Source organism: Microbacterium sp. RU33B, assembly GCF_900155915.1.
GTDB lineage: Bacteria > Actinomycetota > Actinomycetes > Actinomycetales > Microbacteriaceae > Microbacterium.
The window spans coordinates 1,788,825-1,805,040 of record NZ_FTPO01000001.1; the positions used below are offsets into that span (position 1 = coordinate 1,788,825).

Annotated in this window: 14 protein-coding genes; 4 read left to right on the forward strand and 10 right to left on the reverse strand. The window is 71.1% G+C overall.

The genetic code is table 11. The features are described from left to right. Positions 1-26: 26 nt before the first annotated feature. Entirely contained in the window at positions 27-389 is a 363-nt protein-coding gene (locus B0B14_RS08725; RefSeq protein ID WP_076681010.1) for a LysM peptidoglycan-binding domain-containing protein, read from the reverse strand. A 306-nt stretch (positions 390-695) separates the two neighbouring features. On the opposite strand from B0B14_RS08725, the gene lexA reads away from it, so the two are divergent. Both lexA and B0B14_RS08735 read left to right on the forward strand, forming a co-directional pair. Next, the gene (lexA, locus tag B0B14_RS08730; RefSeq protein WP_076681011.1) at positions 696-1,385 is read left to right on the forward strand and encodes a transcriptional repressor LexA; all 690 of its coding nucleotides are present in this window, start codon (positions 696-698) and stop codon (positions 1,383-1,385) included. 59 nt (positions 1,386-1,444) lie between these two features. Beyond that, the gene (locus B0B14_RS08735; RefSeq protein WP_076681012.1) at positions 1,445-2,872 is read left to right on the forward strand and encodes a hypothetical protein; all 1,428 of its coding nucleotides are present in this window, start codon (positions 1,445-1,447) and stop codon (positions 2,870-2,872) included. Here B0B14_RS08735 and metE read toward each other — a convergent pair. Next, the gene (metE, locus tag B0B14_RS08740) at positions 2,862-5,186 is read right to left on the reverse strand and encodes a 5-methyltetrahydropteroyltriglutamate--homocysteine S-methyltransferase (protein ID WP_076681013.1); all 2,325 of its coding nucleotides are present in this window, start codon (positions 5,184-5,186) and stop codon (positions 2,862-2,864) included. The genes B0B14_RS08735 and metE overlap by 11 nt on opposite strands. After that, positions 5,183-6,151 carry a methylenetetrahydrofolate reductase gene (locus B0B14_RS08745; protein WP_076681014.1) on the reverse strand — a complete coding sequence of 323 codons (969 nt, stop codon included), beginning with the start codon at positions 6,149-6,151 and terminating at the stop codon, positions 5,183-5,185. The genes metE and B0B14_RS08745 overlap by 4 nt, the downstream gene beginning before the upstream one ends. A 216-nt stretch (positions 6,152-6,367) precedes the next feature. Between B0B14_RS08745 and B0B14_RS08750 the strand changes: the two genes are divergently transcribed. Beyond that, a complete protein-coding gene (locus B0B14_RS08750; protein ID WP_076681015.1) occupies positions 6,368-8,269 on the forward strand; it encodes a S9 family peptidase in 1,902 nt (633 codons plus the stop codon). A 15-nt stretch (positions 8,270-8,284) separates the two neighbouring features. On the opposite strand, the gene hflX is transcribed toward B0B14_RS08750, so the two are convergent. Next, positions 8,285-9,832, reverse strand: a complete 1,548-nt coding sequence (gene hflX / locus B0B14_RS08755; protein ID WP_076681016.1) for a GTPase HflX — start codon at positions 9,830-9,832, stop codon at positions 8,285-8,287. 92 nt (positions 9,833-9,924) lie between these two features. Here hflX and B0B14_RS08760 point away from each other — a divergent pair, with 92 nt between their 5' ends. Continuing rightward, on the forward strand, positions 9,925-10,572 hold the full coding sequence (locus B0B14_RS08760) for a class I SAM-dependent methyltransferase (RefSeq protein ID WP_076681017.1): 648 nt from the start codon (positions 9,925-9,927) through the stop codon (positions 10,570-10,572). A 10-nt stretch (positions 10,573-10,582) separates the two neighbouring features. Here the strand turns inward: B0B14_RS08760 and dapF are convergent, their stop codons facing one another. Genes dapF through recA form a run of 6 tightly spaced genes read right to left on the reverse strand, consistent with a single transcriptional unit; the run spans position 10,583 to position 16,214 of the window. Then, positions 10,583-11,452: a diaminopimelate epimerase gene (dapF, locus tag B0B14_RS08765; RefSeq protein WP_076681018.1), complete on the reverse strand. Its 870-nt coding sequence runs from the start codon at positions 11,450-11,452 to the stop codon at positions 10,583-10,585. A 44-nt stretch (positions 11,453-11,496) separates the two neighbouring features. Further along, positions 11,497-11,922 (reverse strand): GNAT family acetyltransferase, encoded by a 426-nt coding sequence (locus B0B14_RS08770; RefSeq protein WP_076681019.1) that lies wholly within the window; start codon positions 11,920-11,922, stop codon positions 11,497-11,499. Then, positions 11,919-12,851, reverse strand: coding sequence for a tRNA (adenosine(37)-N6)-dimethylallyltransferase MiaA (miaA, locus tag B0B14_RS08775; RefSeq protein ID WP_179085277.1), 933 nt, complete (start codon positions 12,849-12,851; stop codon positions 11,919-11,921). Before miaA ends, B0B14_RS08770 begins: the two co-directional genes overlap by 4 nt. Further along, positions 12,848-14,398 (reverse strand): tRNA (N6-isopentenyl adenosine(37)-C2)-methylthiotransferase MiaB, encoded by a 1,551-nt coding sequence (gene miaB, locus B0B14_RS08780; protein WP_076681020.1) that lies wholly within the window; start codon positions 14,396-14,398, stop codon positions 12,848-12,850. The genes miaA and miaB overlap by 4 nt, the downstream gene beginning before the upstream one ends. A gap of 41 nt (positions 14,399-14,439) precedes the next feature. Then, entirely contained in the window at positions 14,440-15,165 is a 726-nt protein-coding gene (locus tag B0B14_RS08785) for a regulatory protein RecX (protein WP_076681021.1), read from the reverse strand. Further along, complete coding sequence (recA, locus tag B0B14_RS08790) at positions 15,165-16,214, reverse strand: recombinase RecA (RefSeq protein ID WP_076681022.1); 1,050 nt, start codon at positions 16,212-16,214, stop codon at positions 15,165-15,167. Before recA ends, B0B14_RS08785 begins: the two co-directional genes overlap by 1 nt. Between the last annotated feature and the right edge of the window lie 2 nt (positions 16,215-16,216).

Here is a 16,216-nt window from a genome sequence, read left to right on the forward strand (position 1 = left end):
GACTCGCTCGCTGCGTGGGGAGGGGACTACTCTCCTGCGACGTACTCGAGCGGGATCGCGAGCTCCTGGCCGACCGAAACGGTCACGCCGCCGAGCGCGTTGAGACGGACGAGGTCATCGACCACATCGCGCGGATCGGCCTGCGGCGCGATCTGCTCGGCGAGCGACCACAGCGAGTCGCCGGGTCCGACCAGCACGGTCTCGAACGACGCGACGGGCGCCTCGTCGAGCGACGCGAGAGCCGATCCGCCGCCGACGATCGCGAAGGCGAGGGCGATCACCGCGGGCAGCGCGGCGACGAACGCGAGGACGCGCCGGCCGCGCTGCGTGAGTCGCAGCCGGGTGCCGGTGTGGAACGCGGCGGGGGCGGTGATGCCGATCGCGGTCATGGTGTGCTCCTGTTGTCCGAGGAGAGATTCGCAGTCCCGTCTCGGCCGGGAGGCGGGCCTGCGAATCTCTGTTCCGAAGTTATCTTCGATGTTCTAGGCTGTCAACACCGATTCCGAATCCGGATCTTTCGAACGCGACACGCGCACGATCTCCGCGGTCTCGCCGTCCGATCCGGATACGGTTTCGATGAGATCACCCCACCACGGGCCTCCGACATTCGAAGACCGATGCGCGATCGCACCGACGGGATCGCGCACCGACACCATCCCCGCGGCGGCGCACGCGGCGAGAAACGGAGCTGGGACATGAGCGACGACAGCGGACGCGAGAAGGTCGACAAGCCCCAGACGCGACGGCGTCGCAGCCTCAGCGACAAGCAGATGGCGATCCTCGAGGTCATCCAGCGCTCGATCGCCCGTCACGGCTACCCGCCGAGCATGCGCGAGATCGGCGACGCCGTCGGCCTGAAGTCGCTGTCCAGCGTCACCCACCAGCTCAATCAGCTCGAACTCAGCGGATATCTGCGGCGCGACGCCGGCAAGACCCGGGCGATGGAAGTGCTCATCGACCTTCCCGGCATGGCCACCGAGAACCCCGCCGACTCCGCGCCCAGCGTCGGCGACGCGGCGATGGTGCCGCTCGTCGGTCGCATCGCCGCCGGTGTGCCCATCACGGCCGATCAGCAGGTCGAGGAGATCTTCCCGCTCCCCCGCCAGCTGGTCGGCAAGGGCGACCTCTTCATGCTGAAGATCGTGGGCGAGTCGATGATCGACGCCGCAATCTGCGACGGCGACTGGGTCGTCGTGCGCTCGCAGAACACCGCGAGCAACGGCGACATCGTCGCGGCGATGCTCGACGGAGAGGCGACGGTCAAGGCCTTCCGGCAGCGCGACGGTCACACCTGGCTGCTCCCCCGCAACTCCGCCTTCGAACCCATCCTCGGCGACGACGCCGTCGTGCTCGGCAAGGTCGTGGCGGTCCTGCGAGCCGTCTGAGGCCCTCCCTGCGCGATCAGGGCGGTGCGCGCGCGCTTCCGGCGCGCCATGATGGGCGCATGCCCCCCACCACGACCGATGCCGATGCCCTCGCCGAGCGCGTGCGCCGGCTGGAGGAAGAGAACGCCGAGCTGATCCAGCGCAGGTCGCGCGAACCTGCGGACGGCGGCCGCTGGCGCGCCTTCCTGTCCGCGCTGTGCATCGTGATCGCGGCGATCCTCGTCCCGGTCTCGATCGCCGGAGCCTGGGCGCGTGTGCAGCTGGTCGACGAGGACTCGTTCGTCGAGACGCTCGCGCCCCTGGTCGACGACCCCGCCGTGCAGTCGATGATCATCGATGAGACGATGACCGCGATCGACGCGCAGGTGGACTTCACCGATCTCACCGACACCGTCTTCGACGGCATCACCGATCTCGGGATGGGTCCGCGCGCGGCGGCGGCGCTCGACCTCCTCCGCCAGCCGGCCGCCGACGCACTGACGGGCCTCGTCGAGTCGACCGTCACGACGGTCGTGCAGGGCGATGCCTTCAGCGACATCTGGGCCACGACCGTGCGCGGTGCGCACCGCGCACTGACGCTCGCCTCCACCTCCGACGGCGGCGGTGTGGTGGTCATGACCTCCGACGGGGTCGGCATCGCGCTCGGCCCCATCGTGGAACGCGTCTCTCAGACGCTCGTCGACCGAGGAATCGGCGTCGCGCGCCTCATCCCCGCCGTCGACCGCACCGTGATCATCGGCTCCGGTGAGACGCTCACCACGATCCGCACCGCCTACGCGATCGCTGCGACGACGGGATGGTGGCTGCCCGTCGTCACCCTCGCCCTGTTCGCCCTCGGCATCCTGCTCGCGCGCCGCCGCAGCGTCGCCGTCGTCGGCACCGGTATCGGGCTCGCCCTCGGCGGCGCGTCGCTCGGCGTCGCGCTCGGCCTCGGCTCGACCGCGGTGGGCATCGCGGCCGGTCAGCTGGGGCTCTCACCGTCGGCGCTCGATGTCATCTACGCGCAGCTCATCGACGACATGCGCCAGACGTCGTGGATCGTCGCGCTGCTGGGCGTCGTGGTCGCGTTCGCGGGCTGGCTCAGCGGGCGCTCGACCCCGGCACGCCGCACGCGCGCCACGATCGATTCCCTCAACGCCTCCGCACGCCGCTCCCTGGCCGCCCGCGGGCTCGACACCGGCGGATTCGGAGGATGGCTCGGCCGCCGCCGCGTCGCGGTGCGCGTCGGGATCGCCGTGCTCGCCGTGCTGTGGCTGTTCACCCTGCGACCGCTCGGTGTCGGCGACATCCTGCTGGTGCTCGTCGTCGCGCTCGTGGTCGGCGGAGTCCTGGAGATGCTCCAGCGACGTCCCGAGGAGCGGGGCGAGGGCGACGCCGTCGCCGACGACGAGATCGCCGCGGGAGACGCCGACGCGACGGATGCCCCGGAGCCCCGCCCCGAAGAGGCGGAGGCCGAGGCATCCGGGCCGGCGTCCGCTACACGCTGACGGAGATGAGTTCGCGCACGCGCCCGGTGGCGTCGATGAGATTGCGCAGCGACGCCACCGTCTCGTCGTAGCCCCGCGTCTTCAGCCCGCAGTCCGGGTTGACCCACACCTGGCGCAGCGGCAGCTCGGTGGCGGCGCGCTCGAGCAGCTCGGCGATCTCATCGACCGACGGGACGCGCGGCGAGTGGATGTCGTAGACGCCGGGCCCCACACCGTGCGAGAAGCCCGACTCGGCGATGTCGGTGATGACCTCGCCGCGGCTGCGGGCGGCCTCGATCGAGGTCACGTCGGCGTCGAGCGCCGCGATGGCGTCGATCACGACGGCGAACTCGGAATAGCAGAGGTGGGTGTGCACCTGCGTCGCATCGGCGGCACCGGCCGTCGCGAGGCGGAACGAGCCCACCGACCAGTCGAGGTACGCGGGCTGCGCGGCCCGGGTGAGCGGAAGCAGCTCGCGCAGCGCCGGCTCGTCGACCTGGACGATGCCGATGCCGGCGGCCTCGAGGTCGGCGATCTCGTCCCGGAGGGCGAGGGCCACCTGGTTCGCGGTGTCGGCGAGCGGCTGGTCGTCGCGCACGAACGACCACGCGAGGATCGTCACGGGCCCGGTGAGCATGCCCTTGACGGGCTTGGCGGTCAGAGACTGCGCGTACTCCGCCCAGCGCACCGTGATGGGCGCCGGACGCGCGACATCGCCCCACAGGATCGAGGGCCGTGTGGCCCGCGAGCCGTACGACTGCACCCAGCCGTTCTCGGTGACCGTGAAGCCGTCGAGGTGCTCGGCGAAGTACTGCACCATGTCGTTGCGCTCGGGCTCGCCGTGCACGAGGACGTCGAGACCGAGATCCTCCTGCAGAGCGACGACGCGCGCGATCTCCTCGCGCAGGAACTGCTCGTACTCCTCCGTCGCGAGGTCGCCCCTGCCGTGGCGGGCACGTGCACGTCGGATGTCGGCGGTCTGAGGGAACGACCCGATCGTCGTCGTCGGCAGCACCGGGAGGCCGAGGGCGGCGTGCTGCGCCGACGCGCGTGTCTCGTCGTCGCCGCGCGAGAAGTCGGCGGGGGTGAGTCTGGCCGCGCGCGCGCGGACCGCCCCGTCGCGGACGCCCGGAGCGTCGCGGCGGTCGGCGAGGGCGGCGGATGCCGCGGCCACGGCGTCGTCGATCGCCGCCCGCCCGTCGTCGAGTCCGCGTGCGAGCGTCACGACCTGGCCGACCTTCTGATCGGCGAAGGCGAGCCACGACGCGAGACGCGGGTCGAGCGCGCTCTCGTCGGCGACATCGTGCGGCACGTGCTGGAGAGAGGTCGACGTGCCGACGGCGACGGATGCCGCGCCGAGGCCGCGGAGTGCCTCCAGGCGATCCCACGCCCCCGCGAGGTCGCCTCGCCAGATGTTGCGGCCGTCGATGACGCCTCCCACGAGCGCCTTGCCTTCGAGCCCCGGCACCGCCGTCGGCACTCCGCCGCGGTGGAGGTCGATCGCCAGCGCCTCGACGGGGGCAGCGGCCAACGCCGTCCACGCCTCGGTCGACAGCGGGCCGTAGCCGGCGGCCACGACGATGTCCGGCCGATCGGTCGACGCGCCGAGCACGGCGTAGGCGCGCGCCGCGGCCTGCGCGAGGGCGGAAGGAGCGGCCGGAAGGCTCTCACTCACGAGCGCGTGCTCGTCGAGCTGCACCCACTCCGCGCCCGCCACCCGCAGCGATGCCAGCAGCTCCGCGTAGACGGGCAGGAGGTCGTCGAGACGGCTCAGGGGATCGAAGCCCGCCGGGGCGGCATCCGATGCCTTCGCGAGGGCGAGCAGCGTCACAGGTCCCACGACCACCGGTCGAACCGTGACGCCGTCGGCCGTCGCCTCGGCGACCTGGCGCGCGAACCGGTCGGTCGAGAGCGCGAACGCCGTCTCGGGGCCGATCTCGGGCACGAGGTAGTGGTAGTTCGTGTCGAACCACTTCGTCATCTCCAGGGGAGCGCTCTCCCCCTCGCCGCGCGCGGCGGTGAAGTATGCCGACAGGGGAATGGAGCCGTCGACGGCACGGAGTCCGGCGAATCGCTCGGGCAGGGCACCCACCGCGAGGGCCGCATCCAGCACCTGGTCGTAGTACGAGAACGACTCGGGGATCGAGGAGTCGTCGCGTCCGAGACCGAGCCCGACGAGGCGCTCGCGGGTCGCGCGGCGCAGCTCGGCGGCGGTCTGCTCGAGACCCTGCTCGTCGAGCGCGCCGCTCCAGTGCGCCTCCACGGCGCGCTTGAGCTCTCGGCGGCGGCCGATGCGGGGGTATCCGAGGATCGTTCCGGAGGGGAAGGCGGTCATCGTGCGGTCTCCTTGTCGAGGGCGGTCGTGATGCCGGCCTCGCGAAGCGTCGCGAGCACCGTGTCATGGTTGTTGAAGGCGTAGAGGTGGATGCCGGGTGCCCCGCCGGCGACGACGTCACGCGTCAGTGCGGCGGCGTAGGCGATCCCGATCTCGCGGCGTCCCTCCGGCGTCGGCTCGACCTCGAGCGCCACGGCGAGCTCTCCGGGCAGGCTCTCGCCGCTCAGCTCGAGCACCCGCTGGAGGCGCCCCGGAGAGGTGATCGGCATGATGCCGGGGAGGATCGGGATCACGACTCCCGCCGAGCGCGCCTGCGCGACGAAGGCGAGGTAGTCGTCGGCGTGGAAGAAGAGCTGCGTGATGGCGAACGTCGCACCCGCGGCCTGCTTGGCCAGCAGCGCGTCGATGTGCTCGCGCGGATGCCGCGAGCGGGGATGCCCGTTCGGGAACGCCGCGACGGCGACCTCGGCCTTCTGACGACGATCGACGCGCGCCGCGCCCGGTACACCGGGCAGCGACGACTCGGTGTACGGCTCGCGCTCGGCCTGCACGCGCTGGATGAGCTGGACGAGCTGGGCGGCGCTCTCGAGGTCGCCGAGGTAGACGTCGTCCTCGGACACTCCCGCCGGCGGATCGCCGCGGAGGGCGAGGAAGCTCGTGATCCCTGCGTCGAGGAACTCTCGGATGAGTGCGGTCGCGGCGGGGTACGTACTGCCCACGCAGGTGAGATGCGCGAGAGGCGGCACGTCGGTCTCGCGCAGGATGTGGGTGAGCACCTCGAGCGAGCGACCGCCGGTCGACCCTCCGGCGCCGAACGTGACGGAGATGAATCGGGGGCCGGATGCCGCGAGGTGGCGGATCGTCTCGTGCAGCGCCGGCAGGCCTTCGGCCCGGCGCGGCGGGTAGATCTCGAAGGAGAACGGCACGAGCCCGTCGGCGGACGGGACGCGGGAGTCGTTCGACATGACGTGCTCTCGGATGGGGGCGGACAGATGGCCGGACGGCCGCGGAACCGCACGGGAGTGCGGTGACATCGCGGGCGGGTGCCGGGCTCGGCTGTCGCTCCGGACCCGCGAACGGGCCCTGTGATGCCCCCATGCTAGCCCCGGCATGCGCGGCCGGCTCGACGTGTGACGCTCTGTTGCACGGGGGTCTGCGTGGTCCCGGCGTAGCGTGGAGGAGTGACCGACATCCTGCCCTACGGCTCCTGGCCGTCGCCCCTGTCCGCCGAGGCCGTCTCTGCCGCCAGCCCGCGCCTGGACGGCGCCCGCTTCGTCGGCGACGAGATCTGGTGGGGTGAGACCGTTGCGGAGGAGGCCGGTCGCGGGGCGGTGCGGCGCCGCGGCGCAGACGGGATCGTCGACGTCCTGCCCGCACCGTGGAGCGCCCGGTCGCGTGTGCACGAGTACGGGGGCGGATCGTGGACCGCGACCGATGACGGCGCGCTCGTGTTCGTCGAGAAGACCGATCAGCGCGTGTGGATGGTGCGAGAGGGCGACTCCCCCGTCGCGCTCACTCCCGAGGGGGCCGACGTGCGCTTCGGTGGACTGTCGTGGCAGCGGGGGCGCCTGCTCGCGGTGCGCGAGACGCACGACGGCTCGGCCGTGCCACCTCGCGCGATCGTGGAGATCGGTCTCGACGGCACCGTGACGGCGCTCGTCGGGGGCAGCGACTTCGTCGCGCACCCCGCACTCTCGCCCGACGGCAGCCGCCTCGCGTGGATCGCCTGGGACCACCCCGACATGGCCTGGGACCGGTCGGAGCTCCGCATCGGACGCCTCGAGGGCTCCGTCGTGCGGTCGTGGACGACGATCACCGGTGGCACGTCGTCGCCGCTGCAGCCCACGTGGACGAGCGACGGCGAGCTGGTCTACTCCGACGACCCCACGGGCCGATGGAACCTGTACCGCGCCTCGGCGGACTCCCCCGAGACCGCGGAGCCCGTCGCCCCCGCGGATGCCGACACCGGCGCACCGCTGTGGGTGCTGGGCGATCGCTGGTACCGCGTGCTCGACGACGGCCGCATCGTCGCGGTGCGCACGCACGGATCGGACGAGTTCGTGCTCCTCGACCCGGAAACGGGCAGCCTGAGCGTGCTGCCCGTGCCGGTCGCCGCCGGCGCCGTGATCGAGGACGCCCGCGGCGGCTCGGTGCTCGTCTCGGGCGCCGGGAGCGTCTCGCCCGGAGGCCTGTGGCGCATCGACGTGGACTCGGGCGAGGTCGAGGCCGTCCGCGTGGGGGAGGTCCCGGGCGGCGAGGAGTGGATGCCTCGGCCGCGGGCGATCGAGGTGGACGGTCCGCACGGCCCCGTCCACGCCTTCGCCTATCCGCCGACGCATCCGTCCGTGAGCGGACCGGACGATGAGCTGCCGCCCTACGTCGTCTTCGTGCACGGCGGACCGACGGCGCACGTCGGGGGCGCCGCATCCGCCCGGATCGCGTACCTCACGAGCCGTGGGATCGGCGTGCTCGACGTCAACTACGGCGGCTCCAGCGGCTACGGCCGCGCGTACCGCGAGCGGCTCCGCGGGCAATGGGGCGTGGTGGACGTCGACGACGTCGCCGCGGCGGCCCGGGGGCTGGCCGCCGCCGGCGTGGCCGATCCCGCACGCCTGGCCATCGCCGGCGGCTCCGCGGGAGGATGGACGGTGCTGTGCGCACTGACGCGGACCGATCTGTTCGGCGCCGGCATCAGCCGCTACGGCGTCGCCGACCTCACCCGACTGGCGGAGGACACGCACGATTTCGAGGCACGCTACCTCGACGGGCTCGTGGGGCCGTTGCCGGATGCCGCCGACGTCTACCGCGAACGCTCGCCGCTCTCACGGCTCGAGGCCTTCCGCTCGCCCGTCCTGATCCTCCAGGGCGCCGACGACCAGGTCGTGCCGCCGTCGCAGTCCGAAGCCGTGCGCGACGCTCTGGCGGCGAACGGAGTACCGCACTCCTACGTGCTGTACGAGGGTGAAGGACACGGATTCCGTCGCAAGGAGAGCGTCGTGGACGCCATCGAGAAGGAGTACGCGTTCCTCGGCGCGGTGTTCGGGTTCGCCACCCCCGGGGTCGGTCCGCTCGCCCTCGACTGAGGGAGAGCGACCGCGCTATCGGGTGAAGGGCGCCAGCTCGGCGGCCAGACGCTCCGATACGAACGCGTGCAGCGCCGTTCCGTCCTCAACGTGGGACTGGGCCACGATGTGCCCGGTCTCGTGCGCAGCCGACACGAGGTCGCCGCGGTCGTACGGAACCACCGCGTGCACCTCGACGGCGGGAAGCGGCAGGGCCGCCTCGATCACTGCGCGGAGCTCGTCGATGCCCTCGCCCGTCCGCGACGACGCGAACAGCGCATCGGGCGCCAGCCCGCGCAGCACCATGCGCTGGTCGTCGTCGACGAGATCGACCTTGTTGAACACGACGATCTCGTGGATGTCGCGCGCACCCACATCGCCGATTACGTCGCGCACCGTCTTCAGCTGCGCCGACGGGTCGGGATGCGAGGCGTCCACCACGTGCACGATGACGTCGGACTCGCCGACCTCTTCGAGCGTCGAGCGGAACGCCTCGACGAGCTGGTGCGGGAGGTTGCGTACGAATCCGACGGTGTCGGTGAGCGTGTACACGCGGCCGTCCGCGGTCTCGGAGCGCCGAACGGTCGCGTCGAGGGTGGCGAACAGGGCGTTCTCGACGAGCACGCCGGCGCTCGTCAGCCGGTTCAGCAGTGACGACTTGCCGGCGTTCGTGTAGCCCGCGATCGCGACCGACGGGATCGTGTTGCGCTTGCGCTCCGCGCGCTTGGCCTCGCGGGCCGGAGCGAAGTCCTTCAGCTGACGGCGCAGCTGGGCCATCTTGGTGCGGATCCGGCGTCGGTCCAGCTCGATCTTGGTCTCACCGGGTCCGCGCGAGCCCATGCCGGCGCCCCCGGCACCGACCTGTCCACCCGCCTGCCGCGACATCGAGTCACCCCAGCCGCGCAGGCGCGGAAGCAGGTACTCGAGCTGGGCGAGCTCGACCTGCGCCTTGCCCTCGCGGCTCTTCGCGTGCTGGCTGAAGATGTCGAGGATGACGGTCGTGCGGTCGATGACCTTTACCTTCACGACGTCCTCCAGCGCACGCCGCTGGCTCGGCGCGAGCTCGGTGTCGGCGATCACGGTGTCGGCGCCCACGGCGGCGACGATGTCGCGCAGCTCCTGCGCCTTGCCGCGGCCGACGTAGGTCGCGGGATCCGGATGCGGGCGGCGCTGCAGGACGCCGTCGAGCACGACGGCGCCCGCGGTCTCGGCGAGGGCGGCGAGCTCGCGGAGCGAGTTCTCGGCATCCTCCTGGGCGCCCTGCGGATGCACGCCGACGATGACGACGTTCTCGAGTCGCAGCTGGCGGTACTCGACCTCGGTGACGTCCTGGAGCTCGGTCGAGAGACCCGGTACGCGCCGCAGCGCAGCGCGCTCCTCCCGGTCCCACTGATCGCCGTCGCTGCCGGTTCCGTAGGCCGTCGCCGAGTCCTGGATCGCCTGTGCCGGGCCGAGGTCGGCCCCGAAGACGCGAACCCCGCCGAACCCCTGGACGTTCGAGTGCGCCTGCGCGCGCGCGAGGACCCGGTCGACCGGATCGATCGCCGACTCGTCGGTGCCCTGAGGGGTGGTGGTATCCGTCATGTCATCCTTTCGGGATGATTCCGCGCCTTCCGCGGTTCATCCGTGCACTCTAGCCTCCCCGTCTGGGGAGGTCCTCCGCTACGCTCGTCGCCATGGGGAGTGACCACTATTTCAGTGCGTCCCCTGCCAGTCCCGAGAATCTCCGCCGCATCCGCGTGCGTCTCGCGGGTCGTGATGTCGAGGTGACCACCGCCGGTGGTGTGTTCAGCCCCGACCACATCGACTCGGGAACGTCCGTCCTGCTGGGCGGAACTCCTCCGCCCCCGCCGGGCGGGCAGCTTCTCGATCTCGGGTGCGGGTGGGGGCCGATAGCGCTGTCGTTGGCGATCGACGCGCCGCACGCGACGGTGTGGGCCGTCGATGTCAACGAGCGCGCCCTCGACCTCGTGCGTCGCAACGCCGAGGCGCTGGGCCTCGACAATGTCAACGCGTCGCTGCCCGACGATGTTCCCGACGACATCACGTTCCGCACGATCCGTTCGAATCCGCCGATCCGCGTCGGCAAGAACGAGCTGCACGGACTGCTCGAGCGCTGGATCCCCCGCCTCGACGAGCGCAGCGACGCGTGGCTCGTGGTGCAGCGCAACCTCGGCTCGGATTCGCTGCAGCGCTGGCTGGCCTCGACACTGTCGAGCGGATTCAGCGTGCATCGCGCATCGACGGCGCGCGGATTCCGCGTGCTCCGAGTGCGCCGGCACGGATCGCCCCGCAGCGAGCCGATCGACATCATCGAGGCGTGAGCGCGGTCGGTCAGGCGAGCGAGACCTGTCCCGAGTAGACCAGGGTCGCCGGCCCCGACAGCAGGACGCGTCCGGCGACCATGCGGACGCCCAGCACTCCTCCCGGGACTTCGACGATCCAGCGGTCCGGGCCCTGCGGCCCCGCCCAGTGCCGCACCGCGAGCGCTGCCGCGGCGACACCCGTGCCGCACGACAGGGTCTCGCCGACGCCGCGCTCGAACACGCGCATCCGGATCTCTCCGACGCTCTCCTGACTCGCGTCCGTGGGGCGCAGGGGCGCCGGGACGACGAACTCGACGTTCGCGCCGTGCGCCGGCACGGGCTCGATCACGGGCTGCACCGTGAGGTCGAGGCCGTCGAGGTCGTCGTGCGAAGGCAGGGCGACGACGACGTGCGGATTGCCCACGTCGATGCCGACACCCGGGCGAGCGGGACCGAGTCCTCTGGCGCGCACGAGGACGTCGCTGTCGTCGACGCGGTAGACGCCGAGATCGACTTCGAAGCCCAGGTCGCTGAGCGTGACGGCCTTCGTCCCCGCCCGGGTGCCGATGAGGAGGGTCTCCCCCGGCGCGAGCGACGCGAGGCCCGCATCGAGGAGGTAGCGCACGTAGACGCGGATGCCGTTGCCGCACATCTCCGCCGCCGAGCCGTCCGCGTTGCGGTAGTCCATGAACCACTCGGCATCCGGCGTGCTCGCGCCCTCGGGGAGCGCTGCGGAACGCACCACCCGCAGCGTGCCGTCGGCGCCGATGCCGAAGCGCCGGTCGCAGAGGACGGCGACCTGATCGTCGCTCAGCTGAAGCGATCCGTCGGGGTCGGCGATGATCACGAAGTCGTTGCCGGTTCCGTGGCCCTTCGTGAAGGGGAGGATGTGCGGCATCCCTCAATTGTAGGGATGCCGCGGAGAGCCGGCTCGCGCGCGCGTCAGCCGTCGGGGATGAGCCGCTTGCCGGTGTTCCAGGTCTCGAACGTCTCGTAGCCGAGAGCCTCGTAGAAGCCCCGTGCTGCGGCGTTGTCGGGCCGCACCATCAGCTGCACCTTCGGACATCCGAGCGCGAGCAGCCGCGCCTCGGCTTCGGCGACGAGGGCGCGCCCGATCCCCCGGCCCCGGTGGTCCGGATCGGCCGCGAGGTAGTACAGCCACCCGCGATGCCCGTCGTACCCCGCCATCACGGAGCCGACGACCCCGCCGTCGGCCTCTGCCACCAGGAAGAGCTCGGGCTGCACCGCGAGCTTGCGCTCGATGTCGCGGTGGGGATCGTTCCACGGCCGGGTGAGGCCCGCCGCGTGCCAGAGCGCGACCACGGCCTCGGTGTCGCCGATGGAGAAGGTCCGGATGCCGGTGGTCATCGGCTCGCCTCCGCCAGAGCTGCGGCATCCGCCCCCGGATCGACCCACAGGATGTCGGCGTAGCGACGGAACCACGACACCTGCCGGCGCGCATAGCGCCGCGTCAGCGCTTGCGTCTCGGCGATCGCCTCGGCTTCGGTCTTCTCGCCCGACAGCTGCGCGAGCGCCTGCGCGTACCCGATGGCGCGGCGCGCCGTGACGCCGTCGTCGAGTCGTTCGCCGCGCAGCCGCTCGACCTCGTCGAGCAGACCGTCGCGCCACATCGCCTGGACGCGCTCGTCGAGGCGCTCCACGAGCACATCGCGGGCGACCTGCACCCCGATCACCCGCGTCGGCTCGTGCCAGAGCACCGGCGCGTCCGGAAGCGCGGCACCGTGGGTCTCCGAGCCCTGCGCGAGCACTTCGAGCGCCCGCACGATCCGCCGACCGTTGCGCGGATCGACGCGTTCGGCCGTCAGGGGATCGGCCTCGCGCAGACGCGCGAACAGTGCGCCGGGTCCGTGCTGGTCGAGCTCGGCCTCGAGCCCGGCACGCGTATCCGCATCGCGCGGCGGGAAGCGGAAGTCGTAGAGCACGCTCGAGACGTAGAGGCCCGAGCCGCCGACGAGGATCGCATCGGCACCGCGACGGTGGATGTCGGAGATCGTCGCGCGCGCGGCATCCTGATACCAGGCGACCGCGGCCTCGTCGGTGACCTCGAGCACGTCGAAGAGATGGTGGGGGATGCCGCGCCGCTCCCCCTCGGGGAGCTTGGCCGTGCCGATGTCCATTCCGCGGTACAGCTGCATCGCGTCGGCGTTCACGATCTCGGCCCTGCGTCCGCGCGCGGCCAGCGCCTCGGCGAGATCGAGCGAGAGGGCGGTCTTGCCTGTTCCGGTGGCGCCGACCACCGCCCACAGGACGGGTGGACCGGCCGGATCCGGGGTCACACGCCGATGCGCAGCGTCGGCAGTCCGAGCGACACGGCGCGCGGCGCGGAGTCGCCTGCGGGTGCGGCGGGGATGCCGCACGATTCGGCCTGTGCGCGATCCCAGGCGTCGCCCGCCCGCGTGCGCCGGATGCGCAACGGAGCCCCGTCGGGTGCGTCGGCGAGCAGGTGGAACGGTGCGGCGTGGGTGACGACGACGGTGACGACGTCGCCCGGCCGCGGCAACCCGGAGTCTGCCGGAACCTCGAAGTGCACGAGTCGGTTGTCTTCTGCACGACCCGTGAGCCGGTGCGTCTCGGCGTCCTTCTTGCCCTCCGCGGACGACACCAGAACCTGCACCTCGCGGCCCAGCTGCTTCTGGTTCTCCTCGATGCTGATGCGCTCCTGCAGCGCCATGAGCCTCTCGTAGCGCTCCTGCACGACGTGCTTGGGAACCTGATCGGGCATCGTGGCGGCGGGTGTGCCTTCGCGGATCGAATACTGGAACGTGAAAGCACTCGCGAATCGCGCCTGCTCCACGACCCGGAGCGTCTCTTCGAAGTCCTCGTCGGTTTCGCCCGGGAAGCCGACGATGATGTCGGTCGTGATCGCGGCATCGGGCATCTTGGCGCGCACCCGGTCGAGGATGCCGAGGAACCGCTCACTGCGGTACGAGCGGCGCATCGCCTTGAGGATGCGATCGGATCCGGACTGCAGCGGCATGTGGAGCTGCGGCATCACGGACGGCGTCTCGGCCATCGCATCGATCACATCGTCGGTGAAGGCGGCAGGGTGCGGACTCGTGAACCGGATGCGCTCGAGTCCGGGAATCTCGCCCGCAGCCCGCAGAAGCTTGCCGAACGCGTGACGGTCACCGAACTCGACGCCGTACGAGTTGACGTTCTGCCCGAGCAGCGTCACCTCGATGGCACCGTCGTCGACGAGCAGGCGGATCTCGTTCAGGATGTCGCCGGGACGACGATCCTTCTCCTTGCCGCGCAGACTCGGAACGATGCAGAACGTGCACGTGTTGTTGCAGCCGACCGAGATCGACACCCAGCCGCTGTGAGCCGAGTCGCGCTTCGTGGGGAGCGTCGAAGGGAACACCTCGAGGGACTCGAGGATCTCGAGCTCGGCCTCTCCGTTGTGCCGCGCGCGCTCGAGCAGGGAGGGCAGTGAGCCCATGTTGTGCGTGCCGAAGACGACATCGACCCACGGCGCCTTGTCGAGCACCGCCTCCTTGTCCATCTGCGCGAGACAGCCGCCGACGGCGATCTGCATGCCGTCGTGCTTGTCCTTGCGCGACTTCAAGTGCCCGAGGGTGCCGTAGAGCTTGCCGGCGGCGTTGTCTCGCACGGCGCACGTGTTGATCACGATGACGTCGGCCTCGGAGCCCTCGTCGGCCCGCACGTACCCCGCACTCTCGAGCGAGCCCGAGAGCCGCTCGGAATCGTGGACGTTCATCTGGCAGCCGAACGTGCGCACTTCGTACGTGCGCGCGTTCCCTGCGGCGTCGTGAGCGGCGAGCGACGGTGCGATGAGCGTCGGCGCAGAGGAAGGGGAAGACATGATCCCGCCATTCTACGAGCCGTCTGCCGGATGGCAGCCGATCAGCGGAAGCGGACGGAGGACGTGCCCACGCCCCCTTCGAGCAGCGCCTGCTTGGCCGCGGTGGTGGCGAGCGAGCCGCCGTAGCCCCGTCGCGCGAGCTGACCCATGAGGCGGCGCACGGCTGTGTCGTGATCGAGCGACCGCATCGACCGCGCCTTGGTGCGCGCGAAGTCGAGCGCGCGTTCCAGGTCGTCGTCGGGGAGGGCGAGCAGCGCCTCGTCGGCCACATCCCGCGGGATGCCTCGCGACGCCAGCGTGCGCGCGATCACGGTGCGCCCCTGCCCTTTGCGGTCCATTCCGACGTGAACGAGCTGCTCGGCGAGAGCCGCGTCGTCGAGGTAGCCGCTGCGCAGGCACATCGCCACGATGCGCTCGGTCCCGCTGTCATCGAGATCGAACGGGGCGAGCACGTCACGCGCCTCGCGCTCCGAGAGCCGCTTGCCGCGCAGCCGACGCAGGAGTGTCTTCTCCGCGAGATCGGCCTCCGCCGCTCCCCCGTCGTCGGATGCATCACCCGGTCGGGACGGAGCGGCGATGTCGCTCACGTCGTCGATCCAGCTCGCATGCCAGGGGCCCGCGACCTCGGCGGCGTCATCGACAGGAGGTGCCGCGGCGCGACGCGGGGCCGACGGTGGCGCCGCCGGAACGGCACCACCGAAGAGCGGGATGACGGGGGCGAGCCCGGACGCGTCGTCGTGAGGCCCGCCCCCGTTGCCGTCGATCATCAGGCCGGCCGGCGAGCCGCCAGCTCGTCGCCCGCCGCTTCGACCACCTTGGGCTGGCCGATGCCGAGCTTGACCTTGATCTTGCTCTCGATGTCCGCGGCGATGTCGGGGTTCTTGAGCAGGAAGTTGCGGGCGTTCTCCTTGCCCTGACCGAGCTGCTCGCCGTCGTACGTGTACCAGGCTCCCGACTTCTTCACGATGCCGTGCTCGACTCCGAAGTCGATCAGGCTGCCTTCACGGGAGATGCCGACGCCGTAGAGGATGTCGAACTCGGCCTGCTTGAACGGCGGGGCCATCTTGTTCTTGACGACCTTCACGCGGGTGCGGTTGCCCACGGCATCCGTGCCGTCTTTCAGCGTCTCGATGCGTCGGATGTCGAGACGCACGGAGGCGTAGAACTTCAGCGCCTTGCCGCCGGCGGTGGTCTCGGGCGAACCGAAGAACACACCGATCTTCTCGCGCAGCTGGTTGATGAAGATCATCGTGGTGTTCGTCTGGCTGAGCCCACCCGTGAGCTTGCGGAGCGCCTGCGACATGAGACGGGCCTGCAGACCCACGTGCGAGTCACCCATCTCGCCCTCGATCTCGGCCTTGGGCACGAGGGCTGCGACGGAGTCGATGACGACGAGGTCGATGGCACCCGAGCGCACGAGCATGTCGGCGATCTCGAGCGCCTGCTCACCCGTGTCGGGCTGCGAGACCAGGAGCGCGTCGATGTCGACACCGAGCTTCTGCGCGTAATCCGGGTCGAGCGCGTGCTCCGCGTCGATGAACGCCGCGATGCCGCCGGCGCGCTGCGCGTTGGCGATCGCATGGAGCGTGAGCGTGGTCTTTCCCGAAGACTCCGGGCCGTAGATCTCGATGATGCGGCCGCGCGGGAGTCCGCCGATGCCGAGTGCGACGTCGAGGGCGATGGAACCGGTCTGGATGACCTCGACGGGGGCGCGGTCGTCGCTGCCGAGGCGCATCACCGATCCCTTGCCGAACTGCCGGTCGATCTGGGCGAGGGCCGATTCGAGGGCCTTCTCGCGGTCAGCGGGTGATGGCATGT